This is a genomic window from Paenibacillus sp. NAIST15-1 (assembly GCF_001894745.1).
GTDB lineage: Bacteria > Bacillota > Bacilli > Paenibacillales > Paenibacillaceae > Paenibacillus_B > Paenibacillus_B suaedae.
Window position 1 is genome coordinate 64,111 of the sequence record NZ_BBYF01000016.1, and the last position, 19,945, is coordinate 84,055.

19 protein-coding genes are annotated in these 19,945 nt (G+C 47.5%); 16 read left to right on the forward strand and 3 right to left on the reverse strand.

What is annotated here, in order from left to right; translation table 11 throughout:
• The first annotated feature begins 238 nt into the window (after nt 1–238).
• The 10 genes from PBN151_RS24180 (at nt 239) to treC (ending at nt 9,693) form a co-directional block, all read left to right on the forward strand.
• Complete coding sequence (locus PBN151_RS24180; RefSeq protein WP_072731030.1) at nt 239–541, forward strand: urease subunit gamma; 303 nt, start codon at nt 239–241, stop codon at nt 539–541.
• A gap of 25 nt (nt 542–566) precedes the next feature.
• Entirely contained in the window at nt 567–890 is a 324-nt protein-coding gene (locus PBN151_RS24185) for an urease subunit beta (RefSeq protein WP_072731031.1), read from the forward strand.
• Entirely contained in the window at nt 887–2,599 is a 1,713-nt protein-coding gene (gene ureC, locus PBN151_RS24190; protein WP_072731032.1) for an urease subunit alpha, read from the forward strand. Before PBN151_RS24185 ends, ureC begins: the two co-directional genes overlap by 4 nt.
• Before the next feature lie 46 nt (nt 2,600–2,645).
• On the forward strand, nt 2,646–3,065 hold the full coding sequence (gene ureE / locus PBN151_RS24195; RefSeq protein ID WP_370510453.1) for an urease accessory protein UreE: 420 nt from the start codon (nt 2,646–2,648) through the stop codon (nt 3,063–3,065).
• Complete coding sequence (locus tag PBN151_RS24200) at nt 3,058–3,744, forward strand: urease accessory protein UreF (protein ID WP_072731034.1); 687 nt, start codon at nt 3,058–3,060, stop codon at nt 3,742–3,744. Before ureE ends, PBN151_RS24200 begins: the two co-directional genes overlap by 8 nt.
• A gap of 34 nt (nt 3,745–3,778) precedes the next feature.
• On the forward strand, nt 3,779–4,390 hold the full coding sequence (ureG, locus tag PBN151_RS24205) for an urease accessory protein UreG (RefSeq protein WP_072731035.1): 612 nt from the start codon (nt 3,779–3,781) through the stop codon (nt 4,388–4,390).
• A complete protein-coding gene (locus tag PBN151_RS24210) occupies nt 4,391–5,215 on the forward strand; it encodes an urease accessory protein UreD (protein ID WP_072731036.1) in 825 nt (274 codons plus the stop codon).
• A 225-nt stretch (nt 5,216–5,440) separates the two neighbouring features.
• Entirely contained in the window at nt 5,441–6,157 is a 717-nt protein-coding gene (treR, locus tag PBN151_RS24215; protein ID WP_072731037.1) for a trehalose operon repressor, read from the forward strand.
• 344 nt (nt 6,158–6,501) lie between these two features.
• Nucleotides 6,502–7,914 (forward strand): PTS system trehalose-specific EIIBC component, encoded by a 1,413-nt coding sequence (gene treP, locus PBN151_RS24220; protein WP_072731038.1) that lies wholly within the window; start codon nt 6,502–6,504, stop codon nt 7,912–7,914.
• 78 nt (nt 7,915–7,992) lie between these two features.
• Complete coding sequence (gene treC / locus PBN151_RS24225) at nt 7,993–9,693, forward strand: alpha,alpha-phosphotrehalase (RefSeq protein WP_275936822.1); 1,701 nt, start codon at nt 7,993–7,995, stop codon at nt 9,691–9,693.
• Between the two features lie 173 nt (nt 9,694–9,866).
• On the opposite strand, the gene PBN151_RS24230 is transcribed toward treC, so the two are convergent.
• Entirely contained in the window at nt 9,867–10,226 is a 360-nt protein-coding gene (locus tag PBN151_RS24230) for a hypothetical protein (protein ID WP_021256206.1), read from the reverse strand.
• Between the two features lie 168 nt (nt 10,227–10,394).
• On the opposite strand from PBN151_RS24230, the gene PBN151_RS24235 reads away from it, so the two are divergent.
• Together PBN151_RS24235 and PBN151_RS24240 are read left to right on the forward strand one after the other, a co-directional pair.
• Nucleotides 10,395–11,198 carry a DUF2935 domain-containing protein gene (locus PBN151_RS24235; protein WP_072731039.1) on the forward strand — a complete coding sequence of 268 codons (804 nt, stop codon included), beginning with the start codon at nt 10,395–10,397 and terminating at the stop codon, nt 11,196–11,198.
• Nucleotides 11,199–11,318: 120 nt separating this feature from the next.
• Entirely contained in the window at nt 11,319–12,506 is a 1,188-nt protein-coding gene (locus PBN151_RS24240; RefSeq protein ID WP_072731040.1) for a stalk domain-containing protein, read from the forward strand.
• 55 nt (nt 12,507–12,561) lie between these two features.
• On the opposite strand, the gene PBN151_RS24245 is transcribed toward PBN151_RS24240, so the two are convergent.
• Together PBN151_RS24245 and PBN151_RS24250 are read right to left on the reverse strand one after the other, a co-directional pair.
• Nucleotides 12,562–13,437, reverse strand: coding sequence for an AraC family transcriptional regulator (locus PBN151_RS24245; RefSeq protein WP_072731041.1), 876 nt, complete (start codon nt 13,435–13,437; stop codon nt 12,562–12,564).
• A gap of 258 nt (nt 13,438–13,695) precedes the next feature.
• A complete protein-coding gene (locus tag PBN151_RS24250) occupies nt 13,696–14,280 on the reverse strand; it encodes a DUF6609 family protein (protein WP_072731042.1) in 585 nt (194 codons plus the stop codon).
• Between the two features lie 251 nt (nt 14,281–14,531).
• Here PBN151_RS24250 and PBN151_RS24255 point away from each other — a divergent pair, with 251 nt between their 5' ends.
• The 4 genes from PBN151_RS24255 to PBN151_RS24270 all read left to right on the forward strand — a co-directional run bounded on the left by PBN151_RS24255 (nt 14,532) and on the right by PBN151_RS24270 (nt 19,817).
• A complete protein-coding gene (locus PBN151_RS24255) occupies nt 14,532–16,169 on the forward strand; it encodes a spore germination protein (protein WP_072731043.1) in 1,638 nt (545 codons plus the stop codon).
• A 25-nt stretch (nt 16,170–16,194) separates the two neighbouring features.
• Entirely contained in the window at nt 16,195–17,310 is a 1,116-nt protein-coding gene (locus PBN151_RS24260) for a GerAB/ArcD/ProY family transporter (RefSeq protein ID WP_072731044.1), read from the forward strand.
• A complete protein-coding gene (locus tag PBN151_RS24265) occupies nt 17,294–18,613 on the forward strand; it encodes a Ger(x)C family spore germination protein (RefSeq protein WP_083545311.1) in 1,320 nt (439 codons plus the stop codon). Before PBN151_RS24260 ends, PBN151_RS24265 begins: the two co-directional genes overlap by 17 nt.
• Before the next feature lie 148 nt (nt 18,614–18,761).
• A complete protein-coding gene (locus PBN151_RS24270) occupies nt 18,762–19,817 on the forward strand; it encodes a PTS sugar transporter subunit IIC (RefSeq protein WP_072731045.1) in 1,056 nt (351 codons plus the stop codon).
• The last annotated feature ends 128 nt before the right edge of the window (nt 19,818–19,945 follow it).

Here is a 19,945-nt window from a genome sequence, read left to right on the forward strand (position 1 = left end):
GTAACAGCTATCATTGAGATAGATTTGGTTGCTAATTGATATATTTTTTGTGAATTTTTTATATATTTTAGGACCAGTAGAAGCGAAATTTCTTGTTTCTACTGGTTTTTTTATTATATTATATAGGTAAAAAATACCACTTTAATCTGATTGAGTCAGAGGGAAGGTGCATACCTAGGGATTGAGTTCATTCTCTTCAGTGCGAAACCGGTTTCGAAATTCGAAGGAGGCTCATACTATGCAATTGCTGCCCCGTGAGATCGATAAACTTCTCATCGTTGTTGCGGCTGATCTCGCCAAGCGAAGACGGGAAAGGGGTCTTAAGTTAAACCATCCTGAATCTGTTGCGCTGATTACTTATGAAGTTATTGAAGGGGCCCGGGACGGGAAAACAGTTGCGGAGCTTATGGAATATGGGGCGACGATTTTGTCCCGCGACGATGTGATGGACGGAATTCCTGAGATGATCGACGATATCCAGGTTGAAGCCACCTTTCCGGACGGCACGAAACTAGTAACTGTACATCATCCGATACGATAGATGAACTGCGTTGGGAGAGAGTCTGATGATACCTGGACAAATCTTTTTACAGAAGGAAGATATTATATGCAACGCCGGCAAAACCGTCTTGAGATGTACTGTCAAAAATACCGGCGACCGTCCTGTGCAGGTTGGATCGCATTTTCATTTCTATGAAGTTAATGAAGCTCTCATTTTTGACCGCAAGAGCGGATTTGGGAAGCGTTTGAATATTCCGGCGGGCGCCGCGGTTCGCTTTGAACCCGGGGATGAAAAAGAAGTGGAGCTGATTGATTATTCAGGGGAGCGCCGTGTGTATGGATTTAATAACAAGACGGATGGATCTGTGGGAGGCGGATGCCAATCATGAGCTTTAGAATGTCCAGAAGTCAATATTCGCAAATGTACGGACCGACAACGGGAGACTCGATCCGCTTAGCGGACACGGATATCATTATCCAAATTGAAAAGGACTTTACCTCTTATGGTGATGAGGTTGTTTTTGGCGGAGGAAAAGTGATCCGCGATGGCATGGGCCAGCATCCGCTTGCGACCCGCGGCGACGATATTCCGGATGTCGTGATTACGAACGCAATTATTTTGGATTATACCGGCATCTATAAAGCGGATATCGGAATCCGTGACGGAAGGATAGCGGGGATCGGCAAAGCGGGCAACCCTTTGATCATGGATCATGTGGATATCGTCATTGGCGCAGCGACGGAAATTATTGCAGGGGAGGGCAAGATCGTTACCGCCGGCGGCATCGATACGCATGTGCATTTTATTAATCCCGGACAGGTCGAGACGGCGCTGTCTTCAGGCCTAACGACGTTAATTGGCGGCGGAACAGGTCCAGCTGCGGGCTCAAAGGCAACCACAGTAACTCCTGGAGAGTGGAATATCCACCGCATGCTGCAGGCGGCCGAAGGGCTGCCGATTAACGTCGGGTTTACGGGAAAAGGACAAGCTGCGGCGGAAGAACCCCTTGCCGAGCAGGTACGGGCCGGAGCGATCGGGCTGAAGGTGCATGAGGACTGGGGAGCGACCGCCTCGGCGCTGGATCATGCATTAAGCGTGGCCGACAAGTTCGATGTGCAGGTTGCGGTTCATGCCGACACCTTGAATGAAGGTGGCTTTATGGAGAACACCATGGCAGCGATCAAAGGTCGGGTGATCCATATGTATCATACGGAAGGGGCCGGGGGAGGCCATGCTCCTGACCTGATTAAATCGGCCAGCTATATGAATGTGCTGCCTTCGTCCACCAATCCGACGCTGCCGTATACGATTAATACGATCGACGAGCATCTGGATATGTTGATGGTGTGCCACCACCTGAATCCGTCGATACCGGAGGATCTGGCTTTTGCGGATTCCCGCATTCGGCGCGAAACGATAGCCGCTGAAGACATTCTCCAGGATATGGGCGTATTTAGCATGGTCAGTTCAGACGCGCAGGCGATGGGCCGCATCGGTGAAGTCATTTTACGAACATGGCAGACCGCAGACAAAATGAAAAAACAGCGGGGCATGCTTCCGGGTGACCGTGAGCTTTCCGATAATAACCGCGCTAAACGTTATGTAGCTAAATATACGATCAACCCGGCCATTACGCACGGGATTTCCGAGTATGTCGGATCGGTTGAAGTCGGAAAAATCGCTGACCTTGTCATTTGGTCTCCGGCGTTTTTCGGCGTGAAGCCTGAAATGATCATCAAAAACGGGATGGTAGCCCAAAGCCTGATGGGGGATGCGAACGCATCCATTCCAACGCCGCAGCCGGTCATTTACCGTCCGATGTACGGACAATATGGGAAAGCACGTTCCCAAAGCTCCATCACTTTTATTTCGCAATCTGCTTTTGACAACAAAGTTCACGAACAGTTGGGGCTCGAAAAAATCGTTCTGCCTGTGCACGGTATCCGGACATTAACGAAAAAAGATATGAAGCTGAATTTTGAAACGCCTGAGATCACGGTTGATCCGCAAACGTATGAGGTTCGGGTTAATGGAGAGCTCATGACATGCGAACCGGTGGATAAAGTGCCGATGGGACAGCGTTATTTCTTATTTTGAGGTGAAGCTGATGATTATCGAGAAGGTAATTGCAAATATCGAACAAATGAACAAGGAAGAAGTCGGAAAGCGGCATATCGAGAAAGTATATTTGGAAAGCGGTGATCTCGTCAAACGGATTCAGCGCGTTACAACCGACCATGGCAATGAAATTGGGATCCGACTGTCAGAGCAGCGCGATTTAGTGGTCGGCGACGTGTTATATATGGACGACAAGAACATGATCATTGTTGATGTCCGCTCCGATGACTTAATTGCAATTCGTCCGCGCAGCCTGCAAGAAATGGGCCATATCGCACATCAATTAGGCAACCGGCATTTGCCTGCCCAATTCGAAGGTGACGAAATGCTTGTTCAATACGACTATCTTGTGGAGGAACTGCTGGTACAGTTGCACATTCCCTATGTACGGGAAAACCGGAAAGTAAAGCAGGCGTTTCGTCATATTGGCCACAGTCATGGATAAGCAAGCACTCGCTCTATTTCAGCTTTGCGATTCCAACTTTCCTACTGGAGCCTTTAGCCATTCCTTCGGACTTGAAACGTACATTCAGGAAGATCGGGTTAGGGATCAGGCCACATTTACCGAATGGCTCGATACCTATATTCATGAACAGCTTGTATACGCGGACGGGCTTGCGTCCCGTCTTGTCTTTGACGCGCTGCAGGCAGGGGATATGGAGACGATATGGAAGCTGGATCGGATGCTGTTTGTGCAAAATCTGCCCCGCGAGACAAGGGAAGGTACGCAAAAGATGGGAGACCGGATGTTAAACCTCGTGCAGTCTTTGTATGAGTCGCCTGTGTTCTCCAAGTATAGGGGGCGTATCCTTGAAAAGTTGAGTTTTGGGCATCCGGCCATCGTGTTTACGATGGTCGGACACAATCTCGGCGTTTCCGGGACGACGACCCTTTTGTATTATCTCTATTCAGTCGTCTCCAGCTTGGTCCAAAACGCGGTTCGCGCAATTCCATTAGGCCAAACGGCAGGGCAGAAGGTACTGAAGCAATGTCAGGATGGATTAATTCAAGCGGTAGAACAAATCGGCCGATTGGATGTGGAGGATTTTGGAGTCGTATCGCCCGGTCTGGAATTATCGCAAATGAAGCATGAGCGTGTCAATATTCGGATTTTCATGTCGTAGTGAATATTCCATAACAGAAGGAAGCGTGTGAATTATGGGGCCTATTAAAATCGGGATCGGTGGGCCGGTCGGAGCTGGAAAAACACTGCTCGTTGAAAAAATAACCCGTCATCTTGAAGGGGAAATCAGTATGGCTGTCGTCACAAATGATATTTATACAAAAGAAGACGCCAAATTTCTAATGGAGAACGGCGTTCTGCCCGTGGATCGGATAATCGGCGTTGAAACTGGAGGATGTCCGCACACGGCCATCCGCGAAGACGCTTCGATGAATTTTGCGGCCATCGACGAACTGATTGAGCGCCATCCGGATGTCGAGCTTATTTTTGTGGAAAGCGGTGGAGATAATCTCGCGGCCACTTTCAGTCCTGAATTGGTTGATTTTTCAATTTATATTATCGACGTGGCGCAAGGGGAGAAAATTCCGCGCAAGGGCGGACAGGGCATGATCAAATCGGATCTGTTCATTATCAACAAAACCGATCTGGCGCCTTATGTCGGGGCAAGCCTGGAAGTGATGGAAGCGGACACGAAGGTTTTCCGCGGGAATAAACCGTTTGTGTTCACCAATTTGAAGGATAACAAAGGATTGGATCAGGTCATCCATTGGATCAAAAGAAATGCGTTCTTGAAGGATCTGGAGTAAATGGAGGAATGGACGGGGGTTCTGCGGCTGAATGCTGAGGTGAGAAGCGGTAAAACCGTCGCCAGAAACGTGTATTTTCAAGGTGCATTTAAAGTGATGCGGCCAATCTATCACGATGATTCGGGGCAGGCGTGTTACTATATATTGAATCCGGGCGGAGGTTATCTGGACGGGGACCGTTATCTGATGCAGGTTTCATTGGAGGAAGGTGCCCGGCTCACTTTAACGACGCAATCTGCGACCAAAATCTACAAAACGCCGAAGAAACCCGCCTATCAAGAAGTTGAAATCCAGTTGAAGAATGGCAGCTATCTCGAATATATAACTGATCCGATCATCGGGTACGAACATGCACGGTATAAGCAAAAAACGGTCATTCGGATGGAAAAGGGAGCTAATCTGCTGTATTCCGAAATCGTCACCTCCGGATGGTCTCCCGATGGGCGGCAATTCAGTTATGACCTGCTGCAATTCATGAACGAGATTTATTTGGATGGCGTATTAGCGGTTCATGACCATATCAAATTGAATCCTAAGGCGCATCGTATGACTTCCCTTGGTCTTATGGAAGGTTATTCGCATCTCGGGTCGATGATGATGATCTCGGAACAGGTCGATCAGGATTTCTTGGATCGGCTTTACCATGAGATTGATGGAATTTCCGAGGATTGCCGAATCGGCTTATCCCTGCTTCCGGTGTCTGGGTTGATGGTGCGTGTACTTGCGAACTCGACTCAAACGATAGAAGCAATTTTTGCGTGTTGCCACCGGTTTATCAATCAGTCATTTTTCAATACGACCCCAAGTTTTCTCAGAAAATACTGAGCAGGTTTTGTTTGAACTTCTAAGCAATGTCATCAATGTTTTATAAACTGATACTCACACACTTCATCATTGTAGAGGCGCTGCACGGGCAGCGTCTTTTTCATTGGCTTTAGCGGTGCCTGCGCTGAGAGGCTTTCTTCTTTTTAACTGCTGAAGCAATCGTGATATGATAGAGGCAAGCAATGAAGGTTAGGACGGAAGCATTATTGGGGGTTAGTTGCTAATATGAGCACAAGTAAGCTATACATGACTATTTATGAAGAGATTAAGGGGAAGATTGCTTCAGGTGAGTACGCACCGGGAACAAAGCTTCCTTCGGAGCATGAATTTTGCGTTATCTATGACACGAGCCGGGGAACGATACGTAACGCGCTCGATCTGCTTGTCGAAGAAGGGCTTGTCAATCGCCATCCTGGCAAGGGTGTATATGTGCTAGACAATAATGCCATCGCGTTCTCATTCGGCGGATTGGTCAGCTTCAAGGAAGCAAGCGAGAGCAGCGGGCAGAAGTTCGAGACGACCGTACCTTACTTTGAGGAAATTACGATTACGGACAAGCTGCATGAGCGGACTAAGCTGCCATTGGGCGCAACAGCATATTGTCTGCATCGGGTGCGCGAGCTTGACGGAGAGCGCATTATTTTAGATATCAATTACTTTTTGAAAGAGAAGGTGGAGGGCCTAACGAAGGAAATTGCTGAGCGCTCGATATACGACTATATCGAACAGCAATTAGGCCACAAAATAGGCTTTGCCCAGCGCGTGATCCAGGTGGAGCCTGCGACGGCAAAGGATCGGGAACACTTGATCATGAAATCGTACGGCTTCGTTGTCGTTGTGAAGAACTATGTTTATATGCATGACGGCGAGCTGTTCGAGTATACGGAATCGCGCCATCATCCTGAACGATTTGTGTTTACTGATTTTGCGCGGAGACGCTGACAGGGTTCTAAGTAACTCCGGTAATGGTAAAAAGGATAATTTCAAGCGCTAAAGCAGTCTTAGCTATACGGAAGGACGTACGTTTAAATTTATTGGGAGAAGTGCGAGATCGAAACTCCGATTCAAATGATAAAACCGCCCGATTTTACGAATTTTATATTGGACGCAACCAAACTATAAGAAACAGCGGCAATCTTGGATGAGAAAAAGAAATCCTAGACTGGGCGCTGTTTTTTCACGTTCTCCAAACCAACTTGTCTATACAAGTGTTTACAAACCTGTCTATACAAGTTATAATGATCTCAACAAACGTGGAAGCGATTCCATTGGGGAGGTACATCGATATGGCAGTTGATCAACGTTCGGTTGAGCAGATTTTAGAAGCCATTGGTGGAAAAGAAAATATTTCTGCGGTTACGCATTGTGTGACGCGACTTCGCTTTGCTTTAAATGACGAAAGCATTGTTGATCAGCAAGCTTTGGAGAAGAATGAACTTGTCAAAGGATCATTTGCGACGAACGGGCAGTTCCAAGTCATTATCGGTCCAGGACTTGTACAGAAGGTGTACGAGAAGCTGCTTGAGATTAGCGGTGGGGAACGGGCGTCTACGCAGGACATCAAGAATGTGGCATCCAAGAAACTGAACCCATTGCAGCGTGCAGTGAAGGCGCTTGCAGATATCTTCATTCCGATTTTGCCTGCTATTATTACGGCAGGTCTATTGATGGGGATCAACAATATATTGACTGGCAAGGGCATCTTCTTCGCGGATCAAGCCTTCATTGATGTATATGCTCAGTGGAAGGGCTTCGCGGAGATGATCAATCTGATCGCCAATACCGCCTTCGTCTTCCTGCCGGGGCTGATCGGCTGGTCAGCGGTTAAAAAGTTCGGCGGCAGTGAACTGCTCGGGATTGTACTTGGCTTAATGCTTATCCATCCGGATTTGCTGAATGCTTGGGCATATGGGGATGCAGTTGCGAATGGTACGGTACCGCACTGGAACTTGTTTGGTTTTGAATTCGAGAAGATTGGCTATCAAGGGCAAGTGCTTCCTGTACTTGTATCTGCTTTCTGCTTGGCGAAGATCGAGGGCTTTCTGAACAAGCGTGTGCCGGATGGCTTCAAGCTGCTGTTGGTCGCTCCGACTACGCTGCTTCTTACCGGGTTTTTGTCCTTTATCGTGATTGGACCGTTGACCTTCACAATCGGCAACGCCATCACATCGGCTTTCGTTGGAATTTTCGAGCACGCGGCTGTACTGGGTGGACTTATTTACGGCGGCTTGTATGCGCTGCTTGTCGTAACAGGTATGCATCATACATTCCTGGCAGTCGACCTGCAGCTCATTGCAAGCACGGGCAGCACGTTCCTATGGCCGATTCTCGCCTTGTCCAACATTGCGCAGGGCTCGGCGGCGCTTGCGATGGTGTTCGTTACTAAGGACGAGAAGCTGAAAGGGATGTCCGTGACCTCGGCGATATCTGCTTACTTGGGCATTACCGAGCCTGCGATGTTCGGTGTGAATCTGCGGCTGCGGTACCCGTTCATCTCAGCGATGATCGGCTCTGCATTGGGCGCAGTCGTTATCTCAGCATTTCAGGTAAAGGCCGTGTCTATCGGCGTTGGCGGATTGCCAGGCTTCCTATCTATCTTCCCGCAGCAGTGGGTTCCATTCTTCCTCGGCATGGCGGTGGCGTTGATTGTACCGTTCGTCATTACGCTTATTGTCGGGAAGACGAAGCGTCAGGCATAATTAGGGCATTCATAACGCGATACACAGAGCGATTCCTATATCGTACTAAAAATAAGAACTACATGGTGGTGCAAGACAATGACACAACAATTGGAGCAGGAGTGGTGGAAGAAATCTGTCATCTATCAGATTTATCCGAAGAGCTTCAACGACACAAACGGTGACGGAATTGGGGATTTGCAGGGGATTATCGACAAGCTGGACTACTTGAAGGAGCTCGGAATCGATGTCATATGGTTGACGCCGATTTACGAATCTCCGCAGAGAGACAACGGCTATGATATTAGCGATTATTACCGTATCCAGCCGGAATACGGCACGATGGATACATTCGAGAAATTGTTACAGAAAGCGCACGACAAAGATATCCGCATCATTATGGACATCGTCGTTAACCACACCTCGACGGAGCACGTCTGGTTCAAGGAGGCTGCAAGCAGTACGGACAATCCGATTCGCAACTACTATATTTGGAAGGATGGCGTGAACGGAGGGGAGCCGAACAATTGGCAGTCTAAATTTGGCGGCAGCGCCTGGGCGTATGACGAGAAAACGGAGCAATATTACTTGCACTTATATGACGTTACCCAGGCTGATTTGAACTGGGAGAATCCAGTGCTGCGGGATAAAGTGTACGACATGATGCACTATTGGCTGAATAAGGGCGTTGATGGATTCCGGCTGGACGTTATCAATGTGATTTCCAAGGATCAGGACTATCCGAACGATACGCTGGCAACAGCTACGGCTGATGGACGCAAATATTACACAGACGGGCCGCGCATTCATGAGTTTCTGAAGGAGATGAATGCTCGTGTATTCTCGCAGTATCCGCACATGTTGACGGTTGGAGAAATGTCGTCGACGACGATGGAGAACTGCATCAAGTATACGCACCCGGATGAGCGCGAGCTGAGCATGGTGTTCAACTTCCACCATCTGAAGGTCGATTATCCGAATGGGGAGAAATGGGTTAAAGCCGACTTCGACTTCCTTCAGCTTAAGCGGATCATAAGCGAGTGGCAGGTTGGCATGAATACAGGCGGGGGCTGGAACGCCTTGTTCTGGTGCAACCACGATCAGCCGCGGGTAGTATCTCGCTTCGGCAATGACGGCGCCTATCGTGTGCAATCGGCGAAAATGCTCGCTACGACGCTGCACTTGATGCAGGGCACACCGTACGTGTATCAAGGGGAAGAGCTCGGCATGACGAATCCGCATTTCTCGCATATTAGCGAGTATCGGGACATCGAATCGATCAATGCGCATCGCCTGCTGGAGAAGCAGGGCGTTCCTGAAACGGATATTATGGCTGCACTGCAGCAGAAGTCGCGCGACAATTCGCGCACGCCAATGCAGTGGGATGCTTCGCATCACGGAGGATTCACAACGGGTATCCCTTGGATCGGCTCGGCTCCGAATTATCAAGACATCAATGCCGAGGCGGCACTGCGCGATCCGGATTCGGTCTTCCACCATTATCGCCAATTGATTGCACTGCGCAAGCAGTATGACATTATCGTGCATGGTGACTACCGCCTGCTGCTGAAGGACGATCCGCGCATATTTGCTTACATGCGCACACACGGATCAGAACGATTGCTCGTCATCAGCAACTTCTATGGCGAGGAGGCGGAGTTCACGCTTCCAGTGGAAGTAGCACTACACGGTGAAGCGCATATCCTTATCAGCAATTATAAGGATACACCGAGTACGATCCAACAGCTTACACTCCGACCTTATGAGTCTGTGGCCTTTCTTATCGGGAATCATGACTAGAGAAAATAGAAGCAATGCTTGGCAGTCCTGCCGGGCATTGCTTTTTTTAATGGGAGAGACAGAGGGGGAAAAGAAAGCAGACAGCTTCTTCTGACATCTTCTAATGAAGACAGAATCTTATCAGTCGGCTGTCTGCTTGCTGGCTTGAAAATTAGGTTGGTAACGGCCTATTTTTAATATCCTCTATATCCTGTTTGGGGAGTAGTGTTTACTTGTGAAACGTAATGTTGCGTATCGCTCACCTGTGGATACGTATGAGCCACATACCCCGCTGCATAACTGGTTGGTGCAGTATGTGATTGATGGGCGAGGCTGATAATTTGCTGCAATTGTTGTACAGCTGTTTGATGACCTTGAAGCGCAGTCTGAATCACATGGGCCGCATGCTGTTCAATTTTAGCAAGCTCCTGTAATCGTGCAGCATTTTGCTGCTCTTGATGCAATAGCTGCTGGTATTTTTGCGTTGCTGCATTGGTTTGTTGAATCAATTGTTGCGCTAGTTGTTCGATTTGCACGGTATTCGTATGTGTCATTGGGGTCAGACTCCTTTTTATCCATAGTTTCGTATGGTTTCATCTTCCTTATATTGTCTAGCTTGAATGTTATTTATGCACAATGACTCCAGATGCGGAGATACCTAAGTTATTAATTTTAATCCTCCTTCATAAACCTTTGTTAGAACGATAAAGGAGGTCATCCCGTTGAATCAACCAGCGTTGTTTGAGCATCGCTTCTGGCTGCAAATTTTAGGCGATCATGCAAGATTCATCTTCAATGCGCTCTCCCCCAAAGAAACGTCAGATATACAGACTGCACAACAATTTATTCAAGCGTTCGATCAGCTTCTGCATCAAGCACGAGAGCTGCAATCGGATACAGAGATCGGAACACTGAATCAGCAAGCCTACACGCTAACTATCAACCTGCGGCAATTTAAGCTAAGCATTCTTGAGCGCCTTTTGCTTGGGCGTGTTACAATTGCGTTCACTCCAACCTTTATCAATCACATGGTGAATGAACTTGAGGAATACTTACGTATTTTAACCAACCTATTGGAAGGAAAGCCGGTTCCCCAATTTGATGCACTGCACCACGATTTCCTTTGGTTGCCTGACGCAGCGGGTCATGCTGCATCTATTTCCAGCGATTTGGATTTTGTAGAAAAGCGATTGATTCAGAAAAGTAAGGATTTTGAAGATCATTTTCAACAGTTCTATTTAAAGAGTATTGAAATGGCAGGGTACATGCGGACACAGCTTCGGGATTTTCCAGCGTTCCGCAGATTTCATACTGACGTCGATATGGAGATGAATTTGTTCAGAGCCTTTTTGAAGGAACTGGAGGATCTAGAATTGTCAGCCGAAGTGCTTAGTCGCATTTCCCCGCTCATACCAGATCATATGATGAGGGAAGAGTGCTATTATTTAATGAAGCTAGCACAATTAGGCTTAGTACCCGATCCGGAATGCAATCCAGATCATCCGAGGATAGATGAGAAGGTGTAATACGCCGCTGCAAAGCGGTTTTTTTACGTTTCTCGAACTTCATTACGATTAAGCTATGCGCAACTCTTTCGGCTACTGATTCGTCTAACCAAGTAACTAGATAATGTAGGAGGCGATAACATGAAAACATGTATGGCTTTACTTATGTCTGTTATGCTGGCTTTTGGTAGTGGATCGAGTTCGTTTGCTCAGGAGTCAGCTTCGTCATCCCATACAACGACCGAGACGCTGGATGTAGCCAAGATGTATCGTATTTCCCATGAGCTCACTATGGATGTTAACAGTGGACAAGCCGTGTTGGATGGGAGAACCTTATCTCTTGATAAGCCAATCATGAAAAACGGGCGTGTTTTTGTGCCTCTTCGCACACTGCGTGCAACAGAAGCTGTTGACCTATTGAAATTTGACGCGTCTGCCCAGCAAGTCCATGTCGTCATGAATAGCGAACTGAAGCCGCCCTTTGAACAGCTTATCTTTCGGGTAGGCTCTGATAAGGTTTATATGGAAGACGGATCTGCCTTGCCTGGCGTGACCATTGCGAAGCCGTTCATAGCCAAAGGCGTCACTTACATACCGATTCAAGCTTTGACTTATTTGGGCATTAGCCCAGCTACAGCGAAACAGAAGGTAACACTGAAGTGGAGCAATAAAGTCATCGAACTGCTACAGCCAAAATGGGAAACGGACAAAGACAGCACAACCTTTACGATGCTTTATCAAAAGGATATGAACACACCATCAGTCGCGACCGCCTTGAGCGGAGGAGGTTGGGTAGGAGGCGATGATCATGCCAAGGTCTTGAAAAAAGACATTTCGCTTGATGGTCGGCATTATAATCGAATCGAGTTTACCCTACCGCTCCGCCCCGGACCAAATGCGTTGAAAATTACAGCCGTGTCAGGTGGAGAGAAGTCTCTGTCGGTTATGAGGAAAGTCTCGAATGAAAGTACGTCTCCTATTCGTTTATCCGATGAGGGGAAAAAGTACATCGCGTTCGATCAGTCTGCATCGGGTTATGTTCGCATTCCGCAGGGGGGTTCAATCGACATTGCTGGTCGGGTTGTTGCTGGGAACGAGAAGCTTGGAGCGCTTAGCTTCACCGTGCAGCAATATGTTGACGAGCAAGCTGTAAAATCTAATCCTTATAAGGACATCAAGGAAGGAAAGCTGCCTATCCAAGATCAAGGATTTACAGGATCGGTTAAGCTTCAGCATAAAGGATACTATCTGGTTACCCTCTATAGCGCCGACAATGTTCCGGCATTTGACCGCGGAGCTTGGGCAGAAATCGTTGTTGAAGTGTATTGATGATAATTGAAAAAACCCTTGATTCGGTTAACCTGCCGAATCAAGGGTTTTCTGCTTATTCTGCTTTTTCTTTTACGCCGATCCAGATTTCGCTGTATACCTGATGTGGGTCAGACATATCTCCGGTAAAGCAAATTTCAGGCACATCGATTAACTCATAGGAAGATGAAGGCAGCCACTCGGAGGCGATTTTTGCCCATGTCTGCTGTAGGGTATGAGGGTAGGAACCAACTGAGCTGAATATGGCCCATGTACAGGCTGGCACTTCAACTACTTCAAAGCCGTCAAAATCAGCATCAAGCGTCGTAATCGATCCGATGAGATGATCTAACTCGCCTTTTTCTTCATGACGTTCTTCGCCGAAATGGTAGGACGCATTAACCACAGTGGTGAAGTCAGTATTTCGATAGCTTTGGAGTTTTGTCCGCTGTTCTACGGTAATCGATTGAGATAGCTTCAGAATGTCAGCATTCTCGCCCTCGAATACGATGGGCACGCGGCGCTTCACACCCACAAGCTTGAAGGCGTCTTTCCGTTCGATCCGATAATTCATGTCGATTCCTCCTCGTATAGTGAGCTGGAAGGTCATGCGTGGAAATACTTTCAGATGATTCAGACCTCTCACTTCCGAAGGAGCAATCCCAAGCCAATCCTTGAATGCTCTCGTAAATCCGTCTACTGAATGGTAGCCATACTTGATCGCGACATCAATTACCTTAACGTCACTCTTGTGTAATTCCTGACCAGCTTGAGACAGCCTGCGGTTGCGAACATACGTGTTCAGAGACATACCGGCCAAATATGAAAATAGTCTTCGAAAGTGATATTCCGAGGTTCCTGCAAGTCGAGCCACCTGGGCGTAATCGATGTCCTGATCCAAATTGTCTTCGATATAGGCCAAAGCAAGATTCATATCCTTCAGCATATCCATGTCATGCCCTCCTTTCCTCTTCATTGTATCGAGGTTGAATAATCGACATCCGACATTTCGCGTATGGAAATGGTCGTTACGTATGATTTAGGATATCCTCAATTATCGAATCATGAAAGCTTGGAATTCCAGCACCCGAAGCCGTTGCTCATAAATAAATCCCCGGCCAGTCAGCGGATGATCGGCCAGGGATGTTTTGCGAATTCATCAATCTATGGACACCGGAATCATACATGGATCGGTGTGGTAGTAAAGAAGCTATGTAGCATTAGACGCAGATGCCTTGCGGCGTATGTTCATCGAAGATGGTTTGCTCCACAGCATTAAGTATAGACCGAACACAACCTTGATAACGAGGTCGATATAAGCGAGCATATGGAAGCTGATCGAATCGTCCATAATGCCGACAAGCGCATTGACGGATAAGAGTATTGCAATGATGATCATGGAACGTCCGTGTACCCATACCATCGGAACGAAGTGTATGCCGGTGGCGAGAAAAGCGCCAAGCCAGATCATGCGATAGTTTTCATCCTGGAAGTGCGGCCCGCCAATCAGAACCATCATTACGAGCATCGCGATGATTGATATAAGCGTCATTCGATTCTGGAATGCGGTAGGTGGACCGTAAGATAGCAGTCGATAGGCTTTTTTGTTGTTTAAAATTCCAAAAACTCCGATTGCATACCCGAAAGAAAACACCGGCATCAAAATAAGCTGTGTTCCCCCAGTGAGCAATCCCGCCAAGCTGACGATCCCAATCCAGATCATCCACGCGCCGCATACCCGTTTGTTAAGAAACTCGAGCTTTCCGGTTTCTGTTCCTATGGGTTGTTCTTGCATATGTTTCGTCTCCTTTATGTAACTTCTGAATACCGAATTTTATTATATAAATAATAAGTTCTAAAATATAGTTTTTCTACTTAAAACTAAACCTGATTTATGTTTGATGTTGCAAACAACATAGTTCGTACTGTTTTGCGTGAATAGGCTGCCAATGTCAAAATACCTGTTTTGCCATGGTAGGCCTCATCATCTTCCACGAAATGCATACTCAGGAAAGAGCGGGGCATATTACGGGAAGGTGATGAAAAATGTGGCAGGCGATTGCGCCTTATATACCAAGCTGGCAAGCGTTCGCGCAAGCGGCGATTGCAGGCATTGTTCCTTTTGTATTATCGAAGATTATGTCTATCACGATGAAGGATGAAAATGATCAGGGGAATCGGAAAGCCGAGACGGCTTACGAGGGGTTTGTAGGCCATTTTGAGGAGGATCTCAATAAGGTCAAGGAAGATATCGGCCAGATGGAGGATGTGAACATACGATTGTTCCAGCTTGGCTATACGACACAGCGTGCAGCGCTTGTGTTCGTTGGAGGGATTTCGGATCGGGACTTCATTGATAAGCACCTGCTGAAATCCTTGATGGGCGAGCTTCGGCCACCATCTGAGGGGGAAGCAGTTGCTTCTCCTGATTATATGTATACGAAGGAATATTTGATCGAGCATATCCTCCCTGTCGGATCGATGAAGGAGAATCGAATTGTTAATGACTGTACGTACGATGTGTTGAAGGGCGATACGGCTTTGTTCATTGAAGGGCATATCGGAGCCATTATGTTCAATACGAGGAAGGTGAAGGTGCGCGGCGTGGACGAGCCGCCATCTGAGGTGCTCGTACGCGGACCAAGGCTTGGCTTCAATGAATGCCTCGTTGACAATATGACGCTGCTCAGGCAGCAAGGTGAGAACAAGAAGCTCACTTTCATTCATCGCCGTGTCGGAACCCGGGTACAACGTGAGATGGTTCTCGCATACATCGAGGATATAGCGGATAAGCAGCTCGTTACCGATGTGCTGGATCGCATTAGCAAGATCGATATCGATGATGTTCCGGATTCAAGCTATATCGAACAGCTGATTGAGGATAATTACTTATCTCCTTTTCCGCAGCTGCAAAGCACGGAACGGTTGGATCGAACCTTTTGTGCCTTGATGGAAGGACGGGTGGCGATTTTTCTTGAGGGAAGCCCGTATGCTGCGCTTGCACCGGCGACGTTCACCATGCTGCTTCAATCGCCGGAGGATTATTATGAACGATGGATGGCGGGGACGCTAGTTCGTTGTCTGCGGTATTTTGCGGCATTTGTATCAAATTTTGGCCCTTCCTTGTATATTTCCTTGATCTCATTCCATCAAGGTCTGATCCCAACGAAGCTGGCATTGTCCATTGCAGGCACCCGTGTTGGCGTTCCGTTCCCTGCAATCATCGAGGTACTCATTATGGAGGTGGCGCTGGAGATCTTGCGCGAAGCGGGTCTTCGCCTGCCGAAGCCGATTGGGCAGACGGTCGGTATTGTGGGCGGACTCGTTATCGGAGATGCCGCGGTTAGAGCGGGTATCGTCAGTCCATTCACGGTTATCGTTGTTGCAGTAACGGCGATATCCTCCTTCGCTATTCCGCAATACAGTGCAGGTATTTCTTTGCGCATTTTGCGGTTCATCGCGATATTTTTTGCATCGATCCTTGGCTTGTATGGTGTTGTTCTGTTCTTCTTAGTGCTATGCAGTCATCTCGTTAAGCTGAAGAGCTTCGGTGTGCCATATATGAGCCCTGCTGTGCCTTACCGTTTGTCAGATTGGAAAGACTTCATTTTGCGTGCCCCGCTAAGGCTGATGAAGAAGCGTCCCAAGATGCTGGACACACGTAATCCGACCCGTAAGGAGTAGCAGATAGAAGGAGCTGTAGAGAACCATGAGTCAACCAATTGGATCGAGTGAAAAAATTACGACACAGCAAGCGGCTGTATTTGTAGCCAATTATATACTGGGAGTGGGGATTCTAACGCTCCCCCGAGCAGCAGCGGAGAAGGTGAAGACACCAGATATATGGCTGAGCGTCATTCTCGGCGGCCTTGTTGCTATGATAGCAGGCATTATTGTAGCGAAGCTCAGTCAGCAATTTCCAGGTAAGACCTTTTATGAATACAGTCAGCTTATAGTAGGGAAATGGCTAGGGATCGTGCTGAATGTGTCGATCATTATTTATTTCATCGCGACATCCGGTAATATGGTGCGAGCCATGTCGGAAGTAATGAACTTGTATTTGCTTGAAGGTACTCCACGCTGGGTGGTGATTATCTCCTTCCTGTGGGTGGGCATATATATCATGGTCGGTGGGGTATCCGCAATTGCTCGCTTCTTCGAAATTGTATTTCCGCTGACGGTTCTGATTATTACGGGATTGGCTCTGCTAAGTTTTAAAATATTTGACGTAAATAATTTAAGGCCAGTGCTAGGACAAGGGATAGGCCCTGTATTGAATGGTGTGAAGACGACAGGACTTTCTTTCTCCGGCTTTGAAATATTGCTCGTACTGCAGGCATATATGTCAACACCGAAGAAGGCTGTTCGTGCAGTTGTAATTGGCATTCTCATTCCGATGCTTTTTTACGTGGTTACTGTAGTGATGACAGTTGGATCTTTATCCATTGCTGGTGTTGTCAGCCGCACCTGGCCTACGATCACGCTGTTCCGCAGCTTCGAATATCCGGGGATCTTATTTGAACGATATGAATCGTTGCTGCTGGTCATCTGGGTAATTCAGATTTTTACTACATATGCGATTACACATTATGCGGCTGCGCTTGGCATGGCACGAATGACAAATAAGAATATTCGTCCGATGCTGTACTTGCTTATTCCGGTTATCTATATTGCCTCCATGTCTCCCAGAAATATTAATGATCTCTTCTCTATGGGAGATCGAATAGGTGACGCAGCCATGGTGATGTTCGGGATATTACCTATTATTTTGTTAATGATTGTGAAGTTGAGAAGGAGAATGGCAAGCGATGAGCAGGAACAATAAGTGTCAGAACGTATCCAATCGTTGCTGCAATGTTGTCTTAGATGCTGCACAATCAGGTTGGCAATTGCGGGAGGATAAGTTAAGGAGATGCAAGCTGACAGCCATGCGCATTGCGATCATCTCGCTTAGCATCCTGCTGCTCAGTGGGTGCTGGAGCCGAAGAGAAATAGAAGATTTGAACATTACAGTAGCTGCAGCGTTGGACATTGGCCACATAGCGTCAGAGGAGCAAGAATTTGAGAAAAAGGGTGCAGATTATCCGCGTAATCAGAGGATTACATTAACGTATCAAATGGCGAAGCCAGAGCAGTCTTCAGGGCAAGATGCATCAGGAAGCAAGAAAAAATATCGAAATGTGTCCCTGTCAGGGGATTCTTTATATCAGATTTCAAGAGAGACTTCCTTGAAGGAAACGAATCCAATATTCGGACAGCACTACAAAGCGCTTGTCATGGGTTCTGACTTGGCGCAGCAACTGAATTTGCGAGATATACTGGACTTCTTTATGCGGGAGCAGGAATTTCGTCCTAGCTGCTTGGTTTATATTAGCCGGGGAACAGGGAAAGAGGTATTAGATGTAAATCTCACGGGAGACGTTCCAGCCTTTCGCTTGGTAGGGATATCTGATAATCACTATCGAACGAATCGTTTATTGAAGCCCTTGTCTCTCACCAACTTGCTGGAGAAGTTGAATTTGATGACCAGTTTCTTGATACAGAATGTCGTCACAGCCAAAGGGGAGCTGAAGCTGTCGGGAGCTTCCATTATATCAGGCAGTACAGGCAAGCAGCTTGGCTATCTTGACGAAGAGGATATGGAAGCGGTGAACTGGATTCTGGGCGGTAGCAAGGGCGGTGTGCTAAAAAGTAAGGACATCATCACCAACCAAGTATCCGTATATGAAATTACCAACGTGAAAAGTAAAATTACACCGCATGTTGAAAATGGCCGTATTTCTTTCGATGTAAAAGTAAAGTCGGACGGTCGGCTAGGCGAGCAGATGATTAGCGATGGCAATGACTTTGACAATAAGTTTATTCGTCGCTTGGAAGAAGATGCTGAGAAGCAGATTAAAGAACTGGTGACCAAATTGCTGGATAAGCTGCAAAAGAAATACCACGCAGACGTGTTAGGATTTAGCGATAAGCTGCGTATCGCCTATCCTCGCCTGTGGGAGCAAGAGAAGAAGACATGGGATGAAACGTTCGCGACGACACCGATTCGGTATGATGTCCAAGTAACGATTAGAGAATATGGAACGACGAATATGAGAGAACGGCAAGTAGTAGGGAAGGAGGGTTAAGTCGGGTTCTATCGATTCATAGGTTGGGTATTATATACAGTGAAAACCCTGCTCTCCAATTGTTACAATGAATGCACATATAGTCTTTTGGATTTAAAATACATGTGTACACATGATTTGCCGCAGCACGTGCATTGGGGGAGAGAAGATGCAAATCATTCAAGGAACATCCTTGCTGCTGCTTGTCCTATCTTTATTTAGCTTGTTCAGCTTCAAAGCGCCTAACGGAATGAAGGCGATGGGAGCCTTGGCGAACGCTGCAGTTGCCAGCTTCTTGGTTGAAGCATTCCAGCGATATGTTGGCGGTGATATGCTGCAGCTTGACTTCCTAAAAGAAGTGGGGGTAACGGCTGGCGGTATGGGAGGCGTGGCAGCAGCAGCGCTTGTGTCATTAGCAATGGGAGTATCACCAGTGTATTCGCTTATGCTAGGTGTTGCATGTGGCGGGCAGGGGCTGCTTCCGGGCTTTATCGCGGGATACGTCGTCTCGTTCCTGGTTAAGGCATTCGAACGGAAGGTGCCGGCAGGACTTGATCTTATCGCCTGTATTGTGGTCGCAGCGCCACTGGTACGTTATTTGGCGAAGCTTGTAGGTCCTATTGTAGATGCGACGCTGCTCAACATTGGCAGCATTATTTCGGCTACGGCTACCAATAATCCGATTATTATGGGCATTATTTTGGGCGGTGTGATTACAGTTGTTGCGACTGCACCACTTAGCTCGATGGCCTTAACGGCTATGCTTGGCTTAACAGGATTGCCGATGGCAATCGGAGCCTTGTCCGTAATGGGGTCATCATTTATGAACTTCGTGTTCTTCCACCGCATGAAGTTCGGTGATCGTCGTACAACACTTGCAGTCGCTATTGAACCTTTGACACAAGCGGATCTGATCTCAGCCAACCCAATCCCGGTGTATGTCACGAACTTCATTGGGGGGGCAGCCGCTGGGGTGGTAGTGGCGCTTTTCGGGCTGGTCAATGATGCGACAGGGACTGCAACACCGATTGCGGGACTTATGGTGATGTACGGTTTCAATGATCCAGTTATGGTTACGATTACGGCCGTGTTATGTGCATTAGCCGGAGCTGGAGCAGGATTCCTTGGCTCGATTCTATTCCGCCATTATCCGATTCGTACGGTGGCTGAGGTTCGTGGTACACATCCTATTCAGGCTGATTCAACCAGTGAATCAGAAATATAAATCGGGGAGAAGAAGGATCATGATAATCTGGGCATATCCCCAATCTACAAGGCATGCATATACGTTAATCAGGCGAGGGCGGAGCTTGCGGATCTGATCGATTGAGAGTGTTTCCACATGGGAGACGC